This window comes from uncultured Polaribacter sp., from assembly GCF_947500975.1.
Taxonomy (GTDB): Bacteria; Bacteroidota; Bacteroidia; order Flavobacteriales; family Flavobacteriaceae; genus Polaribacter.
Genome location: NZ_CANMUE010000007.1, coordinates 1 through 16,218 on the forward strand (window position 1 = coordinate 1; position 16,218 = coordinate 16,218).

Consider the following 16,218-nt stretch of genomic DNA (forward strand, 5'->3'; position numbering starts at 1 on the left):
TCGTTACCATCACAATTGTCATCAAAGCCATTATTCGCAATTTCAGTAGCGTTAGGATTTATGTTTGCGTTGGTATCGTCACAATCTGTATTATCTGAAACATAACCTGTAGGCTGAGATTCTGCATCCATGGTTTGATTAGGATTTCCAAAACCGTCACCATCAGCATCTTGATAGAAAGTGGTGGTGATTAATTCGTTACCATCACAATTGTCATCAAAGCCATTATTCGCAATTTCAGTAGCGTTAGGATTTATGTTTGCGTTGGTATCGTCACAATCTGTATCAGCATAGCTGCCATCACCATCCTCATCTATTTGAGAATTGGCACAACCTGTTTCGTTAACTGTTTCTCCTTGGGGTGTGTCAGGACATTGGTCTAAGCTGTTTGGTACGCCGTCATTATCAGTATCCCCATCCAAAGTGTACGTATAACAAGTAGAAGTATCTGTACATCCGTTTGAAGTAACTACTTTAACGGCATAATTCCCTTCTGATTCCGGACTATAGCTTTGCGATGTTGCTCCTGTTAGTGCTGCATTATTGTTATCACAATCAATCCATTGGTAAGAAACAGCATCACTATAATCTGTACTAAGCGTATTTTCAGATTCTGTGATTGTTTGTGTGATTTCTAGGGTTTCAAAGGTGTAATTATTTCTATATTGATTTCTACCTATTGCCATTGCTTCATCAGTATCTAAGGCGGTAACCCCTCTTGTTAACCCGTTGTTAAAAGCAACCATTAGTTCGTATTGAAAAACATCTAAAGTGTTAATATCTTCTTCTTTTAACTCTAAATCAAAATATCCATCTTCATCTGTTTCAATAGCAAAGGATTTATTCCAATAGCCACCAGCGTCTGAGATACTGTTATGTCCGAAGCGAACCACAACATGATGGAAGTCTACTTCTTCTGTTACAACTTTTCCTCTCAGATGAGCTATTCCGGTAGAACAATCTACTGTAAATAAATCATTATCCCCCATAATTTTTTCTATTCGTAAATTTTTGTTACGAACTTCTCTATAATCATAAGCTTCTCCTCTAAAAATTGGATGATAGGCTAATATTGCTGCAGTATAATCAGAAAGTCTTACATCGGCTGTTGTAATACCTACAACTTTCTCATAAGTGCTATTTATAGGTCCCATCATAGTGTTAAATTCTGTATTGTCTCTTTTTGGACCTACATGAGCAATTGTTAAGGCGTGACCAAGTTCGTGGTGGATAGCCTTTAAATTTATATCCGAATGATAATCTGTTTCTGCTATATGACTATTAAAATCTATAGCACCAACGGCATCTTTTAATTGAAATTTCATTGATCCATTATTGGCATTACCACCACCAGTAAAACCGCCGCCATCTAAAAAATGTACAATGGCAAAAACACTATTTAATGTTGTTAGATCTGTGTATTTTTCTATAGCTAATTCTCTACCAGTTGTAGTAATACCATCTCCACTATCAATAGCTTCCATAGTGTCTGTAGAAGTTACATGGTAAATTAATATTTCTCCATCTGTATTTCTTGCAAACATATTAGTATTTGCAAGGGTATATCCTTTTGTTGTAAGCTGATTTACATAAAAATTTTCTATATACTGCCCAATATCTTTAAGCCTATTTATATGATCTTGTGTAACCGTAACATCTGAAGGATCTATTACAACTATTCTTACTCTTGGTTCGCTAATGGGGGTACTGTCTTCAGTATCGTTGTTAACTATTTGAGAATATAATGAGTTTTGAAAACTTAAAGTTAATAGAAATATAATATAGATCTTTTTCATAATTAATTGAATTTATTGAGTTGTATTATCTTTAGATAAGATATTAGGGTGTTGTAAATATAAAAGATTTAAGATTTTCAAAAAAATAATTTTGGTTGTTTTATATTCTTAAAATAGTATCTTTTAAACTTTTGTAAAGGAGTAACATAATACTTATAAAGTAAATATTAATCCAAGATTATTTAAGAGATCTTTTTATTTCTATGTTTTATAAATTTAATATGAAATTAAGAAGTTATAGAATAGAGGGTATTAATTTTTAAAACTAGATAACTTTTTTGTATAAGTAAAGTGGTGTTGTTTTAGTAGTAGACAATAACTAATAAAGAAAGTTAGTTAGAATTTTTACAAATGAGAATAAAGTCGAAATAAAGTTTATTTAGCATTTTTCGCTTTTATTTTTCTATTACTTAATATGTTTTTCATACTTCTCTTTGGTATTTACATAACCAATTTCATAGTAATTATTATTGTCTTTAGACCAAGATGAATTCAGAATTTTATCAGGACTTTTAGGGTAACTTTTAGTTGGGAGTATTTCAAATGATTTTAAATCAATATTTTCAATTAAATGATGATGATAAAATATGTTTTTACCATCTGTAGAATAATTTCTGTTTATTATTTTAAAAGTATTTGGTTTTGCTTTAACTATTTTTTTGCCATGTAAATAAACGTTGCGGTCATCTTTAGCATAGCCCAATCCTAAACTTTGTAATAAATGAGGGTTTTTACAAGGTTTTATTTTTACCGCGTGTTGTGTTGAAGTAGATTCGTCAAAATAGTAAGCAAATTGGTTGTCTATTGCATATCCACATTTAGATCCATCAATTTCAGATGAAAATAGACTTGGCATTAAGCCTTTATCAAGAACTTTAAAGGTTTTTGGATTTTCAACTTTAGCTTTTCCGTAAAGAGTTAAAATAATATTATCATTTCCGGAAAAGAGAATATTATGTATTTTAAAATTTGTACTTGTGATACCTCTAACAAGTCGCCCATCTTTAAAAACTTTTTTTGAATTGATAGCATAATTTTTATTTAATACTTGATAATCGATTACTTTCCCTTTTAAGATAGAAATTGCATTTTCATATGCTCTGCTATAAGTACTATAATAGAATATTACATCTTTAGAAGCATAATAATTGGATGGTGTATTTTCTTTTGATTTTATGTTGTAGTATTCATTAAAGTCCACTTTTATTTTTTCGATAATACTTGTTCCAAAATCATTTCCAATACCAATATTTAATTTAAAATCAACAGAAACGATTCCTTTTTTATTTTTAATAAAGCATAATTCTATAGGTTGGTTATAGTTATAGAAAATAGTTTTATTAGGTTCTAAGATATTATCAGATTTATATTTCTCAAAGCTTTCTTTACCAGATGTACTTTCTTTAAAATTTTCATTAAAATGAGGCGTATAAGAAAAGAGTCTTGGTATAATAATTTTATTAGAAGTGTTATTTTCTATTGCTATCTGAATTTTTAAACTTTCAAATGGTTTTAACTTCTTATTTTTTATAGAGATATTGATTTTCATTTTTGTAATGTTATTTATCAAATATATTGCGAAGTTTTTGAGTAAAGAATGAATCAAATAATAAAATATACATGTTGTTATGGTAAGTTATTTTTCCCCATTAATATCATCTTTGGTTTTTAAAATTCCGTCTTTTCCTTTAGAAAGTAGTAAATAATCTTTTCCATTTTCTAACTGTTCATAATAAAATTCATTTTTCCAATAGTCCATAGTTATATTTTTTCTTAAAGGATTATTACGAATTATAGTATTCAGTTTTTCGGGATAAACTCCGAATATTTTTTTTTCATCTTCAAGAATCTGTTTGATTTTAGCAATTTTTTTCTTTGTTATTAACTCTTCATTATTAGAATGGAATAAATTTCCAAACAATATTCTAACAGTCAAAATTAAGATTAGAAATATTCCTAAAAACTTCAAATAAGGATGAATAATTACCTTTTTTGGTAGATTATTTTCCTTTTCAAATTTTCTCCTAGCTTTTTTCTTTTTCCAGAATTTCAATTCATAAAAAATATCAGTAATTGAAAGAAAAAAATCTAATATATTTTCTATCATTGGATTAGGTTTCTAATTTTACATAATTAGTAATGCTTTTATCTTGTTATAATTCCAATTCCTGACCACTTTTCAATATTGTTTTTGGCATTTTCAAAGTAATTTTTAAAGTCTTTTTCAAATTTAGACTGAGTTAAATCTCCAAGTTTATTGACATATTTTAGACAATCATGAAAAAGCTTTACTTCGTCTTTATGTGCTGGTTCAAAATTATTCCATTCTTGATGTCGTTTGTCAAACTGAGCATCCCAGGCATTAAAAATTAAATTATATTGATGATTTTCAGCATCTTCATCATAGATATTCTTTTTGTCAATTTCCAATGGTTTTCTTCCTCCAAACTTAGGGTTTGGTGATCGAAGTGCTGTAAAACTCATTTTTTCTTTTTTATTCATTTCTAAAATAATCAAACCAGGATTCCATTCAACAATCCAATATAAATTTTCATTAAATAAAATATAGCTAGATTTTGCAAGAGTATGTAATAAAGCTGAAAAGCCCTCTATATATTTTATCTCGTTTATGGGCTTTAAATTAGACAAAATATAATCTTTAAAGTATTTTTTATCAAGTATAGAAACTTGAGCCGTTAGTGGATTATTCTCTTTATCCCAAATAATATATTTCATTCTTCTTTTTTAATATTAACTGACTTATTATTGATATTTTTGGTTTTAATAACTTATACTAAGTCGTTAGCTAAATTAGATTTTTCCAATCAGAAAGACAAATAGATATCACAACCTTGATTTAAACAAAAAAAACCTCACTAAAAGTGAGGTTTTAATATTGTAAAATAAATTTAAATTATTTTTTTGCTTCAGCTTTATCAACAATAATTCTGTTTTCTCTGTTTGCAAGTTCCCAAGCAGTATGAAAAATTAAACGCGTTCTGTTTTCTAATAAATCATATTCAATTTTATCAGGTGTATCACTTGGTTGATGATAATCATCATGTGTACCATTAAAATAGAAAATTACAGGGATATTATTTTTTGCAAAGTTGTAATGATCAGATCTGTAGTAAAAACGATTAGGATCGTTTTCATCATTATAGGTATAATCTAATTCTACATTTGTGTATTTAGTATTTACCGCTTCAGAAATTTCGTGTAATTCTGTACTTAATTTATCACTACCAATTAAATAAATATAGTTTCTATCTCCTTCTTTTCTTTTAGGATCTGTTCTACCAATCATATCAACATTAAGGTCTGCAATTGTATTTGCTAATGGAAAAATAGGATCTATATCTGTATAATACTTAGAGCCTAACAATCCTTTTTCTTCACCAGTAACATGTAAAAATAAGATAGAGCGTTTTGGTGTATGCCCATTTTTAGCAGCCATTTGAAAAGCTTCAGCAATTTCTAATATTGCTACAGTACCAGAACCATCATCATCTGCACCGTTATAAACTTTACCATCTTTAATACCTTCATGGTCTAAATGTGCTGAGATTACTAAAATTTCATCAGGCTTTTCTGACCCTTTGATAAATGCAGCTACATTTTCAGAACTTAAATCTTTAGCACTTTCAGTATAAGTAAAGTTTAGGTTTGTTTTAATTATTTTAGAATCTTCATCAGAATCTATATTAGAGTATATTGCTTTTGCAACTGAGTTATTTACAAAAAAGTAATACATTTTTTCACCTGCATCTTTATCATTTTTTAAAGATATTCTACCAGAACTTTTTCCATAATAATTAGCAAACATATTATACATATTTGTGTCATAAAATAAAATTGCTTTAGCTCCTTTATCCATAGCCACTTTTCTTTTAGCACCATATTGTTGTCTTGTAGACCATTTACTAGCTTCTTTAGTTCCTGTAGCAGTATATGTATCACCATCTTTAGGTTCACCTGCTTTAATTAAAACTATTTTTCCTTTAACATCAATATTTTTGTAATTAGAGTATTTATCAGTTTCAATACCATAACTTACAAACGCAATTTCACTTTCACTAACAACTCCATTTTTTGCACTAGCAATAGAAACAAAATCTTTAACACCATTAAAATTAGCACCATTAACAGACATACTAAGTTCTGGTGCAGCAGCTTTAATTAATTCAACATTTTGAAAATAATTATTATCTGGTAATGCTGAAGGAATTTTTAACGATTTATATTCATTCATTAAATATTCCACAGCCATTTTTTGACCTTTTTCTCCAGTTTCTCTACCTTCAAATTTATCTGAAGCGTAAGTGTATAAATGCTCACTTAATTCTGCAGAAGTAATAGTGGCAGCATATTTTGCAGCTTGATCTACATTTGCATCTTCTTTAGATGTATTTTTACTAGTTCCGCAAGCTATAAAAACTAATGCGCTAGCTACATAAAGTATTTTTTTCATGAATTAATATGTATTAAAATTTTGATTTGAATTAACATCAAATGTAACAAAAAGTTACACTAGCTTCAAATTTAATTTTAGTTGATAACAAATTGTTGTAAAGTTTTATTAAAGTAAACCAGTTCATTTGGAAATAATTTCTCAAAAATTTCTTGATTAATAAGTTCTTTTGTAGTTCCAGAATAGATTTTTTTATCAGTCATAACAACTATTTCATCAGAAAGTTTAATAGATAAATTTACTTCATGTGTAGAAATAATTATTGTTTTAGAAGTCTCTTTAACTAATTTTTTTAATAAAGAAAATATTTTAATAGTGTGGTGTAAATCTAAATGAGCAGTAGGTTCATCTAAAATAATAATATCTGTGTCTTGAGCCAAAGCTCTTGCAATTAAAACCCGTTGTAATTGTCCATCACTTAATTCGTAAAAAAGTTTGTTTTTTAAATGCTGAATTTCTGTTTGTTTAATAGCCCAATTTACTTTTTCAATATCATCATTAGATAAAGTGTCAATCCAGTTTGTGTATGGTTGTCTACCAAGAGCAATAATTTCAAAGACAGTTAATTGACTCTCAGGAAGTTTTTCGGTTAAAACCAGACTTAAAGAAGAGGCTAACTCTTTATTTGTATATGTTTCTAAATTTTTTTGATTGATAAAAATGTTACCTTTTAATGAATTTTGAACTTTAGAAATTGTTCTTAATAAAGTTGATTTTCCAATACCATTTTTGCCTAAAACTGTTACTAATTTTCCTTTATTGATGGATAAATTAATGTTAGAAAAAATAATATTTTCTACCTTTTTAGATTGATAACCTATTGCTAGATTTTCAGTTTTAAGAACGATATTTTTAGGCTCTAGTTCGATTTTTTTTATATTTTTTTAATTTTTAATCTTTTTATACAAACACTTTCTTTTTTCTAATTAACAACCAAATAACAACTGGTGCACCAAATAAAGAGGTTATTGCATTTATTGGTAGCGTAAATTCACTTGTTGGGAGTTGTGCAATAACATCGCAAATTAATAAAATTATTGCGCCAAAAATGGCAACTCCTGGTATTAATATTTTATGATTTGAGGTAGAAAAAACTAATCTTGTAATATGAGGTACAGCCAAACCTATAAAAGCAATTGGGCCAGAAAAAGAGGTAATAACACCTGTTAATAAACTGGTAATTAATAAAATAATGTTTCTACTTTTTTTAATATTGATACCTAAACTTTTCGCATAATTTTCTCCTAATAAATAACTGTTTAAGGGTTTTATGATAGATAAAGTTGATATGATTCCAATGCAATAAATAATAATAAAAACAAGTAATTCATTCCAGCTTAAATTACCTAAACTTCCAAAACTCCAAAATAAATATTGTTTAATTTGAGTAGCTTCAGAAAAATAAGATAAAACACTTATGATTGCTGATGTTAAACTACCAAACATCAAACCAATAATTAAAATTGACATGGTATTTTTAACTCTATTTGCAGCAATAATTACAGCAGATAATACTAAAAAAGCACCTAAACTTGCTGCAATTGGCAAAGACCAATTAGATATTAAATTAGTTGCTAATAAACCTCCAAAAACAGAAGAGCCTAAAATTAAAATAGCAACACCTAAACTTGCCCCAGAAGAAATACCCAAAACAAATGGACCAGCTAAAGGATTTTTAAATAAAGTTTGCATTAATAAACCACAAATTGATAATCCTGAGCCCACTAACACTGCTGTAATTGCCTTTGGTAATCTAAAATTTAGAATAATAGTTTCCCAACTTTCTTTTGAGGATGTGCCTCCAGTTATGGTGTTTATTATTTCTTTAAGAGGAATATTTACAGAACCGAAACTAATGTTCACAAAAAACAAAACAACTAGTAAAATTGATAAAAAAATAAAGTGTTTTGTGTATGATTTGTTTTCCATTCTGTCATTCCAGCCAAGGCAAGAATTTATTTTTGTTTATAATTCTTCAAAAATTCAACTAATTTCTGAATTGCAATGCCTCTATGAGAAATTTTATTTTTTTCTTCTGAAGTCATTTCGGAAAAAGAGATATTATATCCTTCAGGTTTAAAAATAGGGTCGTAACCAAAACCTTTTTCACCTTGCTTTTTAGTAAGAATTTCACCTTTACAAATTCCTTCAAAAATAAATTGTTTGTCATTTAAATTTAAACAAATTGCAGTTCTAAATTGTGCTTTTCTATTTGTTTTATTTTTTAATTCAGACAATAGTTTTTGTATATTCTTTTCAGAATTAGAAGGTTCGCCAGCAAAACGTGCAGAATAAACTCCAGGCTTTCCATCTAAGATTTCTACTTCTAAACCAGTATCATCTGTAAAACAATTGTAGTTAAATTTGTTTGTTATATAATTTGCTTTCAATTTTGCATTTCCTTCTAAAGTAGTTTCTGTTTCATCAATTTCATCAAAACAATTAATGTCTTTTAAACTCAGTAATTCTATTGAGTTTGTTAGCATTTCTTGTACTTCTTTGAGTTTGTTAAGATTGTTGGTTGCAAAAACGAGTTTCATTAAAATAAATTGATTTTTAACAAATGTAATCATTTTATTAATTTGGTTCTATAGTTTAGATTATATATAAAACCATAAATATGATGTAAATTGCAAAAAAATAAAAAACTCTAAATCTATTGTTATTATTGATTTGTCGTGGAAATGTCGGGTTAAAATAGCCTCAAAAAATTTGCTAACTTAATTAACTAGTTTAACATTGTATGGAATTTAAAAATCAGCATATTATGAAACAACCAGAATTAGGGTTAAAAATATTGTCTCTTAGAAAGCAAAAAGGATTTACACAAGAAGAATTAGTACAACAATGCAATATTAATGTTCGTACAATTCAAAGAATAGAAGCTGGAGATGTTTCACCAAGAAGTTATACAATAAAAACAATTTTAGAGGTTTTAGGTTTTGATTATGAAGAAATTTTTCAAAAAAAATATACTCCAGGAAAATTTGATACAATTTTATGCATCAACAAAAATAATATATACAAGCAATTAACTATTGCTATGGTATTTGGAATTATTTATTTTTTATCTGGATTTTTTGAAATTGGTGTTGATTTATTAAGTTTGGAAAAAAGTAGTTCTACTTTTAAAAGTATTTACATTGCTATTAAAACTATTTCCTTTTGTGCATTATTTTTATTTTTTAGAGGTTTTGCTATTGTTGGCGGTATTTATAACAACTATTTAATGCAAATTACTTCGTTTTTAATTATAGTTTTTACATTGTTTTTTTCTGTTTTAGACATTACTTCACTGTATGTTTGGGAAGATTTCTTGGGTATTTTTGGAATGTCTAAACTAATTGCTTTTGGTGTTTTAAGTATTATTATTGGAATTGCAATAAAACGTCTTGTAGATTATGGAGATTTAGCAAAATGGACAGGGATAATAGAAATTATTACAGGTGTTTGTTTATTGATGATTATTTCATCTCCAATTGCAGTTGTATCTCAATTTATTGTTGAGATTTTTGAAGTAATTTTATTATACAAAATAGCCACACAAATTAAAAATACAACGTCTTAATTACTCGTGATGATAAGGCTCATTTTTTAAAATTGTAAAGCCTCTATAAAGTTGTTCTACAATAAAAAGACGAATCATTTGATGCGAAAAAGTCATTTTTGATAGCGAAATTTCCCCTATTGATTTTTTATAAACAGCATCAGAAAAACCATAAGGTCCACCAATAACTAGTACTAATTGTTTAATTCCAGAATTCATTTTTTTTTGTAAATAATTAGAAAACTCAATAGAAGTATAATGCTTCCCTTTATCGTCTAACAAAACCAACTGATCTGTATTTTGAAGTTTCGCTAAAATTAAATTACCTTCTTTTTCTTTTTGTTGAATTTCGCTTAAATTCTTTACGTTTTTAATATCCGGAATAATTTCTAATTCAAACTTAATATAATGTCTTAAACGGTTTTGATATTCTTCAATCAATTTGATTAAGTTTTTATTATCCGTTTTTCCAATAGCGAGTAATTTAATTTTCATGGCTCAAAATTACGAATTATCAATTTAGGATAAAGAATTAATTGCTGTAATTCATACTTCGTAATTCATAATTAAAATACTATTTTTACATCAGAATAAAGAGAAATATGATATCAAAAGAACAATTTGAAAAAGAATTAGAGTTAATTATTGCCAATGCAATTAGAGAAGATATTGGAGATGGAGATCATACATCACTTTCTTGTATTCCTAATGAGGCTGTTGGAAAAGCAAAATTGTTGGTAAAAGATGAAGGAATTATTGCTGGAGTAGAATTTGCAAAACAAGTTTTTAGCTATGTTGATAAAGATTTACAAGTAGAAACTTTTATAAATGATGGTGATAAAGTAAAATACGGAGATATTGTTTTTCATGTTTCTGGTAAATCGCAATCTATTTTGATGGCAGAACGTTTGGTTTTAAATGCGATGCAAAGAATGAGTGCAATTGCAACCAAAACTGCTTTTTTTGCAGATTTGTTAAAAGGAACAAAAACCAAAGTTTTAGATACCAGAAAAACTACGCCAGGAATTAGAGCATTAGAAAAATGGGCGGTAAAAATTGGAGGAGGAGTAAACCATAGATTTGCTTTGTATGATATGGTTATGATTAAAGATAATCACATAGATTTTGCTGGTGGTATTACCGCAGCAATTACAAAAACTAAGCAATATTTAGCAGAAAAAAAACTAGATATTAAGATAATTGTAGAGGCAAGAAGTTTAGAAGAAATTAAAGAAATTCTTTCTAATAAAGGTGTTTACAGAATTTTAATTGATAATTTTAATTATGAAGATACTAAAAAAGCAGTTGCTTTAATTGGTGATACTTGTTTAACAGAATCTTCTGGTGGAATAAACGAAAAAACAATTAGAAAATATGCAGAATGTGGTGTCGATTTTATTTCTTCTGGTGCATTAACACACTCTGTATATAATTTAGATTTGAGTTTAAAAGCGGTTGATTAATGTCTAACAATTACTTTGATAGCGAAGAGTATTCAAAAATTGATTTTACTAAAGCAAAAATCAAAAAAGGAGAATATGATAATTGTACCTTTAGAAATTGTAATTTTGAAAACGTACATGCATCAAATATTCAGTTTTTAGAATGTGAATTTTTAGATTGTAATTTTAGCAATACTATTGTAAAAGATTCCGCTTTTAAAGATGTTAGTTTTATCGATTGTAAAATGATAGGTGTAAAGTTCAATGAAGTAAACCCATTTTTATTGCAGATGAGTTTTAAAGATTGCCAACTTAATTTTTCGTCTTTCTATCAATTAAAAATTCCAAAAACAAAATTTATAAACTGTAATTTAGAAGAAGTAGATTTTACAGAATCAGTTTTAACAGGTTCATTATTTGATAATTGCAATTTAAAGAACACTGTTTTTGATCAAACAAATATTGAAAAATCAGATTTTGAAACTTCGATTAATTTTAAAATTAATCCAGAAGAAAATAAGATAAAAGGAGCCAAATTTAGTAAAAATAATGTGTTAGGGCTTTTATCACAATATAAAATTGTTGTTGAATAATGTCAAAAGAAATAGAAGACAAACTTAATAAAATACCAATTATAAACATTTTGGTAGCTTTAGGAAAGAAAATTAAAATTCCTGGTTTAGAAGGCATGTCTTTGTATGATGTTGTAGAAATGTATATTTTAGGTATTGTAAAAGGTGCACTAACAACTAGAGCCGGAGGTATTGCCTTTAGTTTTTTTATGGCAGTTTTTCCATTTTTGTTATTCATTTTAACACTAATACCGTATATACATATTGATGGTTTTCAAGAAGGACTATTCTCATTTATTAAAGAAATTTTACCACCACAAACCTTTGAAGCTGTAAACGTTGTTATTGGTGATATCATTAACAATCAATATGGTGGGTTACTATCTTTTGGTTTTTTATTATCTATTTTTTTAATGACCAATGGTGTAAATGCAATTTTTAGTGGATTCGAATATTCTTATCATATTAAAGAGTTAAGAAATGCGTTTAAAAGTTATTTTGTTTCTTTAGGAGTTTCACTTTTAATGTCATTTTTTTTAATAATTACTGTTATTTTAATTCTTTTTTATCAAGTTGCACTAACAAAAATTGACGATTTAGGTTGGCTACAAACAGATGATTTAAACCTCTTTTATTATGGCCGTTTTTTAATTTTTTTAGTCATGATTTTTACCATTGTTTCTTTACTATTTAGGTATGGAACCAAACAAGGTAAAGAAACTAAATTCTTTTCTGCTGGCGCAATTTTAACTACTGTTGTATCATTATTTACATTTTATTTATTTGGAATTTATGTAACTAAATTTGCACAATACAATCAACTATATGGTTCAATTGGTACGCTTTTAATATTAATGTTATTTGTATGGTTAAATGCAATAATTCTTTTATTAGGTTTTGAATTAAATGCCTCATTATATTCTTTAAAGAGCATAAATAAAACCGATTTAACACCTGAAAATTTATAAGTTTTTCACGATATTTGCACTCGTAGAGCAATTTTGTTTTTCAGGTATTTGAAAAACAATATTGTGTAAAGTATGTCATTGCGAGTAACGAAATATTTTTTTGAGTTCTTATTTTAAGAGATTGCTTCGTTCCTCTAAGTGACAGTAAGAAATTAAACGTTTAAAACTCATAATTCATAATTATTTATATGAAACCAAGCATTCCAAAAGGAACAAGAGATTTTTCGCCAACAGAAGTAGCAAATCGTACTTATATTATGAATACGATTAAAACTGCGTTTGAAACTTTCGGATTTCAACCCATAGAAACTCCAAGTTTTGAAAATTCATCAACCTTAATGGGAAAATATGGTGATGAAGGAGATCGTTTGATTTTTAAAATTTTAAATTCTGGAGATTATTTATCTAAAGCTGATGATAAACTATTAGCTGAAAAAGATAGTTTAAAAGTAACTTCTCAAATTTCAGAAAAAGCACTTCGTTACGATTTAACAGTACCTTTTGCAAGATATGTTGTACAACATCAAAATGAAATTACGTTTCCATTTAAACGCTATCAAATTCAGCCAGTTTGGAGAGCAGATAGGCCGCAAAAAGGACGTTTTAGAGAGTTTTTTCAATGTGACGCAGATGTTGTGGGTAGCAAGTCTTTATGGCAAGAAGTTGAGTTTATAAAATTATATGACACTGTTTTTAGTCAGTTAGGTTTAGTTGGTACAACTATCAAAATAAATAACAGAAAAATATTATCTGGAATTGCAGAAGTTATTGGTGCTCAAGACAAACTTATCGATTTTACAGTAGCTTTAGATAAGTTAGATAAAATTGGGAAAGAGAAAGTAGAAACAGAAATGTTATCTAAAGGAATTACTAAAGAAGCCATACAAAAAGTACAACCTTTATTTTCTTTTGACGGAACAAATGAAGAGAATTTAGATGCTTTGGCCAACATGTTACAAACTTCTGAAGAAGGATCAAAAGGTGTAGAAGAGTTGCGATTTGTAATTAATTCAATTACAGAATTAGGTTTACAATCTGCTAATTTAGAAGTTGATGTTACTTTAGCAAGAGGTCTAAATTATTATACAGGTGCTATTTTTGAAGTAGCTGCGCCAAAAGGTGTAAAAATGGGTTCTATTGGTGGCGGTGGAAGATATGATGATTTAACAGGAATCTTTGGTTTAAAAGATGTTTCTGGTGTTGGAATTTCTTTTGGATTAGACAGAATTTATTTGGTCTTAGAAGAGTTAGGGTTGTTTAAATCTGTTAATTTACCAAAGCCCAAAGTAGTGTTTGTTAACTTTGGAGAAACGGAGGCTTTATACTGTATGAAAGCAATTTCTGAATTGAGAAAGCACAATATTAAATCAGAATTATTTCCTGATGCCGCAAAAATGAAAAAACAAATGAATTACGCTAACAAACGCGAAATTGAATTTGTAGTACTTGTAGGTTCTAGAGAAATTGAAAATAATGAGTTTACTTTAAAGAATATGATTTCTGGAGAGCAAATAAATTGCTCTTTATTAGAATTAGTAAATCAATTAGATAAATAATACTTAAATAAGTTTAATCTATTTATAAATTATAATAATACATTACAAACACGTAAATTTGCGTTTTATAATATAGTTTGAAATGTTTGAATTAAGCAGCAAAATGAATGACGAAAGAATTGAAGAAATAGGAGAAAACCACGTTGGTACATCTGCCAAGACTCCATTAAGAGCCGATGCTTTTGATATTTCTGACGAAGAAAAAATAAAAAGAATCCAAGAAAGTGTTAAAGATATTTTAGACACTTTAGGAATGGATTTAACAGATGATAGTTTACAAGGAACTCCAAAAAGAGTTGCTAAAGCTTTTGTAAATGAAATATTTATGGGATTAAATCCTAAAAATATGCCAAAAGCATCAACATTTGACAATAATTACAATTATGGTGAAATGTTGGTAGAAAAAAACATAGTTGTGTATTCTACTTGTGAGCATCATTTATTGCCAATTATTGGAAGAGCACATGTGGCTTATATTTCTGATGGTAAAGTAATTGGTTTATCTAAAATGAATAGAATTGTTGAGTATTTTGCAAAAAGACCTCAAGTTCAAGAGCGTTTAACAATGCAAGTTGTACAGGCAATGCAAGAAGCTTTAGGTACGCAAGATGTTGCATGTGTTATTGATGCAAAACATTTATGTGTAAATTCTAGAGGTATAAAAGATATTGAAAGTTCTACTGTTACTGCAGAGTTTGGTGGTAAATTTAAAGAGAAAGATACCAAAAGAGAATTTTTAGATTATCTAAAAATGGATACAGATTTCGATTAATATACCCTTAGTTTATTATTTGAAGTGTAAAATATATTTTATAAAATCGAGCTTTTGCTCGATTTTTGTTTTTAGTAAAATTTATATTAATAATCAATTAAATATATTTTTATACAACATTAGTTTTTCTATATTTGATATTGATGAAAAATATCAAAATCATAGAATGTCCAAGAGATGCAATGCAAGGAATAAAATCTCATTTTATTTCTACAGAAAAGAAGGCATTGTACATTAATTCTCTTTTAAAAGTAGGTTTTGATACTATAGATTTTGGAAGTTTTGTATCACCCAAAGCAATTCCTCAAATGAGAGATACTGCAGCTGTTTTATCAAAGTTAGATTTGTCTAAAACAGAAAGTAAACTATTAGCAATTATAGCAAATACAAGAGGTGCAAATGACGCTTCTCAGTTTGAAGAAATTGATTATTTAGGATATCCTTTTTCAATTTCAGAAAATTTTCAAATGAGAAATACTCACAAAACAATTTCTGAATCTTTAGAAACTTTAGAAGAAATTTTAAATATTGCTGATAAAACTAATAAAGAAGTAGTTGCATATTTATCTATGGGCTTTGGAAATCCTTATGGAGACCCCTGGAATGTTGATATTGTTGGGAATTGGACAGAAAAACTATCAAAAATGGGGGTGAAAATTTTATCACTTTCAGATACTATTGGTAGTTCAACTCCAGAAGTTATTGATTATTTATTTTCTAACTTAATTTCTAAATATCCAGAAATTGAATTCGGTGCTCATTTACACACAACACCAAATAAATGGCATGAAAAAGTAGATGCTGCTTATAAAGCTGGTTGTTTACGTTTTGATGGTGCCATTAAAGGTTATGGTGGTTGTCCAATGGCAAAAGATGAATTAACAGGTAATATGCCAACAGAAAAGTTAATAAGCTATTTTACAGCTCAAAAAGCAAATACAAATATTAAACCTATGAGTTTTGAAAGTGCTTATAATAAGGCTTTAGAGGTTTTTTAATAAACAACATTAGAGTTAAAACATTTTATGTTATTTTTAGAGTATTTTTTATAATTATAGAATTGCTTTTTTCATTTTTTTATTATGTGTAATAAA

16 protein-coding genes are annotated in these 16,218 nt (G+C 27.7%); 7 read left to right on the forward strand and 9 right to left on the reverse strand.

Annotation, left to right across the window (positions count from 1 at the left end; all coding sequences use genetic code 11):
- The 8 genes from Q0733_RS08720 to Q0733_RS08755 form a co-directional block, all read right to left on the reverse strand.
- On the reverse strand, positions 1-1,796 hold a 1,796-nt coding region (locus Q0733_RS08720), incomplete at its 3' end, for a putative metal-binding motif-containing protein (protein ID WP_298781414.1).
- A 406-nt stretch (positions 1,797-2,202) separates the two neighbouring features.
- Positions 2,203-3,345 (reverse strand): DKNYY domain-containing protein, encoded by a 1,143-nt coding sequence (locus Q0733_RS08725; protein WP_298781417.1) that lies wholly within the window; start codon positions 3,343-3,345, stop codon positions 2,203-2,205.
- 87 nt (positions 3,346-3,432) lie between these two features.
- Positions 3,433-3,903 (reverse strand): hypothetical protein, encoded by a 471-nt coding sequence (locus Q0733_RS08730; RefSeq protein ID WP_298781420.1) that lies wholly within the window; start codon positions 3,901-3,903, stop codon positions 3,433-3,435.
- 38 nt (positions 3,904-3,941) lie between these two features.
- Positions 3,942-4,532: a hypothetical protein gene (locus Q0733_RS08735; protein ID WP_298781422.1), complete on the reverse strand. Its 591-nt coding sequence runs from the start codon at positions 4,530-4,532 to the stop codon at positions 3,942-3,944.
- A 178-nt stretch (positions 4,533-4,710) separates the two neighbouring features.
- On the reverse strand, positions 4,711-6,267 hold the full coding sequence (locus Q0733_RS08740; RefSeq protein ID WP_298781424.1) for a M28 family peptidase: 1,557 nt from the start codon (positions 6,265-6,267) through the stop codon (positions 4,711-4,713).
- Positions 6,268-6,344: 77 nt separating this feature from the next.
- Entirely contained in the window at positions 6,345-7,145 is an 801-nt protein-coding gene (locus Q0733_RS08745) for an ABC transporter ATP-binding protein (RefSeq protein ID WP_367276308.1), read from the reverse strand.
- A gap of 22 nt (positions 7,146-7,167) precedes the next feature.
- Positions 7,168-8,196, reverse strand: coding sequence for an iron ABC transporter permease (locus Q0733_RS08750; protein WP_298781426.1), 1,029 nt, complete (start codon positions 8,194-8,196; stop codon positions 7,168-7,170).
- 26 nt (positions 8,197-8,222) lie between these two features.
- Positions 8,223-8,807 (reverse strand): non-canonical purine NTP diphosphatase, encoded by a 585-nt coding sequence (locus Q0733_RS08755; protein ID WP_298781893.1) that lies wholly within the window; start codon positions 8,805-8,807, stop codon positions 8,223-8,225.
- A gap of 227 nt (positions 8,808-9,034) precedes the next feature.
- On the opposite strand from Q0733_RS08755, the gene Q0733_RS08760 reads away from it, so the two are divergent.
- Complete coding sequence (locus Q0733_RS08760; RefSeq protein WP_298781430.1) at positions 9,035-9,835, forward strand: helix-turn-helix transcriptional regulator; 801 nt, start codon at positions 9,035-9,037, stop codon at positions 9,833-9,835.
- Here the strand turns inward: Q0733_RS08760 and rlmH are convergent, their stop codons facing one another.
- Positions 9,836-10,309, reverse strand: coding sequence for a 23S rRNA (pseudouridine(1915)-N(3))-methyltransferase RlmH (rlmH, locus tag Q0733_RS08765; RefSeq protein ID WP_298781432.1), 474 nt, complete (start codon positions 10,307-10,309; stop codon positions 9,836-9,838).
- 107 nt (positions 10,310-10,416) lie between these two features.
- Between rlmH and nadC the strand changes: the two genes are divergently transcribed.
- The 6 genes from nadC (at position 10,417) to Q0733_RS08795 (ending at position 16,122) form a co-directional block, all read left to right on the forward strand.
- Positions 10,417-11,277, forward strand: coding sequence for a carboxylating nicotinate-nucleotide diphosphorylase (gene nadC / locus Q0733_RS08770; protein ID WP_298781435.1), 861 nt, complete (start codon positions 10,417-10,419; stop codon positions 11,275-11,277).
- Positions 11,277-11,849, forward strand: coding sequence for a pentapeptide repeat-containing protein (locus Q0733_RS08775; protein ID WP_298781438.1), 573 nt, complete (start codon positions 11,277-11,279; stop codon positions 11,847-11,849). Before nadC ends, Q0733_RS08775 begins: the two co-directional genes overlap by 1 nt.
- Positions 11,849-12,796, forward strand: coding sequence for a YihY/virulence factor BrkB family protein (locus tag Q0733_RS08780; protein ID WP_298781440.1), 948 nt, complete (start codon positions 11,849-11,851; stop codon positions 12,794-12,796). The genes Q0733_RS08775 and Q0733_RS08780 overlap by 1 nt, the downstream gene beginning before the upstream one ends.
- A 188-nt stretch (positions 12,797-12,984) precedes the next feature.
- Entirely contained in the window at positions 12,985-14,352 is a 1,368-nt protein-coding gene (gene hisS / locus Q0733_RS08785; RefSeq protein WP_298781442.1) for a histidine--tRNA ligase, read from the forward strand.
- Positions 14,353-14,455: 103 nt separating this feature from the next.
- Positions 14,456-15,124 (forward strand): GTP cyclohydrolase I FolE, encoded by a 669-nt coding sequence (folE, locus tag Q0733_RS08790; RefSeq protein ID WP_298781444.1) that lies wholly within the window; start codon positions 14,456-14,458, stop codon positions 15,122-15,124.
- 143 nt (positions 15,125-15,267) lie between these two features.
- Positions 15,268-16,122: a hydroxymethylglutaryl-CoA lyase gene (locus Q0733_RS08795; protein WP_298781446.1), complete on the forward strand. Its 855-nt coding sequence runs from the start codon at positions 15,268-15,270 to the stop codon at positions 16,120-16,122.
- Positions 16,123-16,218: the final 96 nt, after the last annotated feature.

Bases quoted from the DNA above. Each gene is read 5' to 3' on its own strand.
- nadC (WP_298781435.1), top strand. From the start codon at position 10,417: ATGATATCAAAAGAACAATTTGAAAAAGAATTAGAGTTAATTATTGCC.
- Q0733_RS08795 (WP_298781446.1), top strand. From the start codon at position 15,268: ATGAAAAATATCAAAATCATAGAATGTCCAAGAGATGCAATGCAAGGA.
- Q0733_RS08775 (WP_298781438.1), top strand. From the start codon at position 11,277: ATGTCTAACAATTACTTTGATAGCGAAGAGTATTCAAAAATTGATTTT.
- rlmH (WP_298781432.1), bottom strand. From the start codon at position 10,309: ATGAAAATTAAATTACTCGCTATTGGAAAAACGGATAATAAAAACTTA.
- Q0733_RS08740 (WP_298781424.1), bottom strand. From the start codon at position 6,267: ATGAAAAAAATACTTTATGTAGCTAGCGCATTAGTTTTTATAGCTTGC.
- Q0733_RS08730 (WP_298781420.1), bottom strand. From the start codon at position 3,903: ATGATAGAAAATATATTAGATTTTTTTCTTTCAATTACTGATATTTTT.
- Q0733_RS08760 (WP_298781430.1), top strand. From the start codon at position 9,035: ATGAAACAACCAGAATTAGGGTTAAAAATATTGTCTCTTAGAAAGCAA.
- Q0733_RS08780 (WP_298781440.1), top strand. From the start codon at position 11,849: ATGTCAAAAGAAATAGAAGACAAACTTAATAAAATACCAATTATAAAC.
- Q0733_RS08725 (WP_298781417.1), bottom strand. From the start codon at position 3,345: ATGAAAATCAATATCTCTATAAAAAATAAGAAGTTAAAACCATTTGAA.
- Q0733_RS08735 (WP_298781422.1), bottom strand. From the start codon at position 4,532: ATGAAATATATTATTTGGGATAAAGAGAATAATCCACTAACGGCTCAA.
- Q0733_RS08750 (WP_298781426.1), bottom strand. From the start codon at position 8,196: ATGGAAAACAAATCATACACAAAACACTTTATTTTTTTATCAATTTTA.
- Q0733_RS08755 (WP_298781893.1), bottom strand. From the start codon at position 8,807: ATGAAACTCGTTTTTGCAACCAACAATCTTAACAAACTCAAAGAAGTA.
- hisS (WP_298781442.1), top strand. From the start codon at position 12,985: ATGAAACCAAGCATTCCAAAAGGAACAAGAGATTTTTCGCCAACAGAA.
- folE (WP_298781444.1), top strand. From the start codon at position 14,456: ATGAATGACGAAAGAATTGAAGAAATAGGAGAAAACCACGTTGGTACA.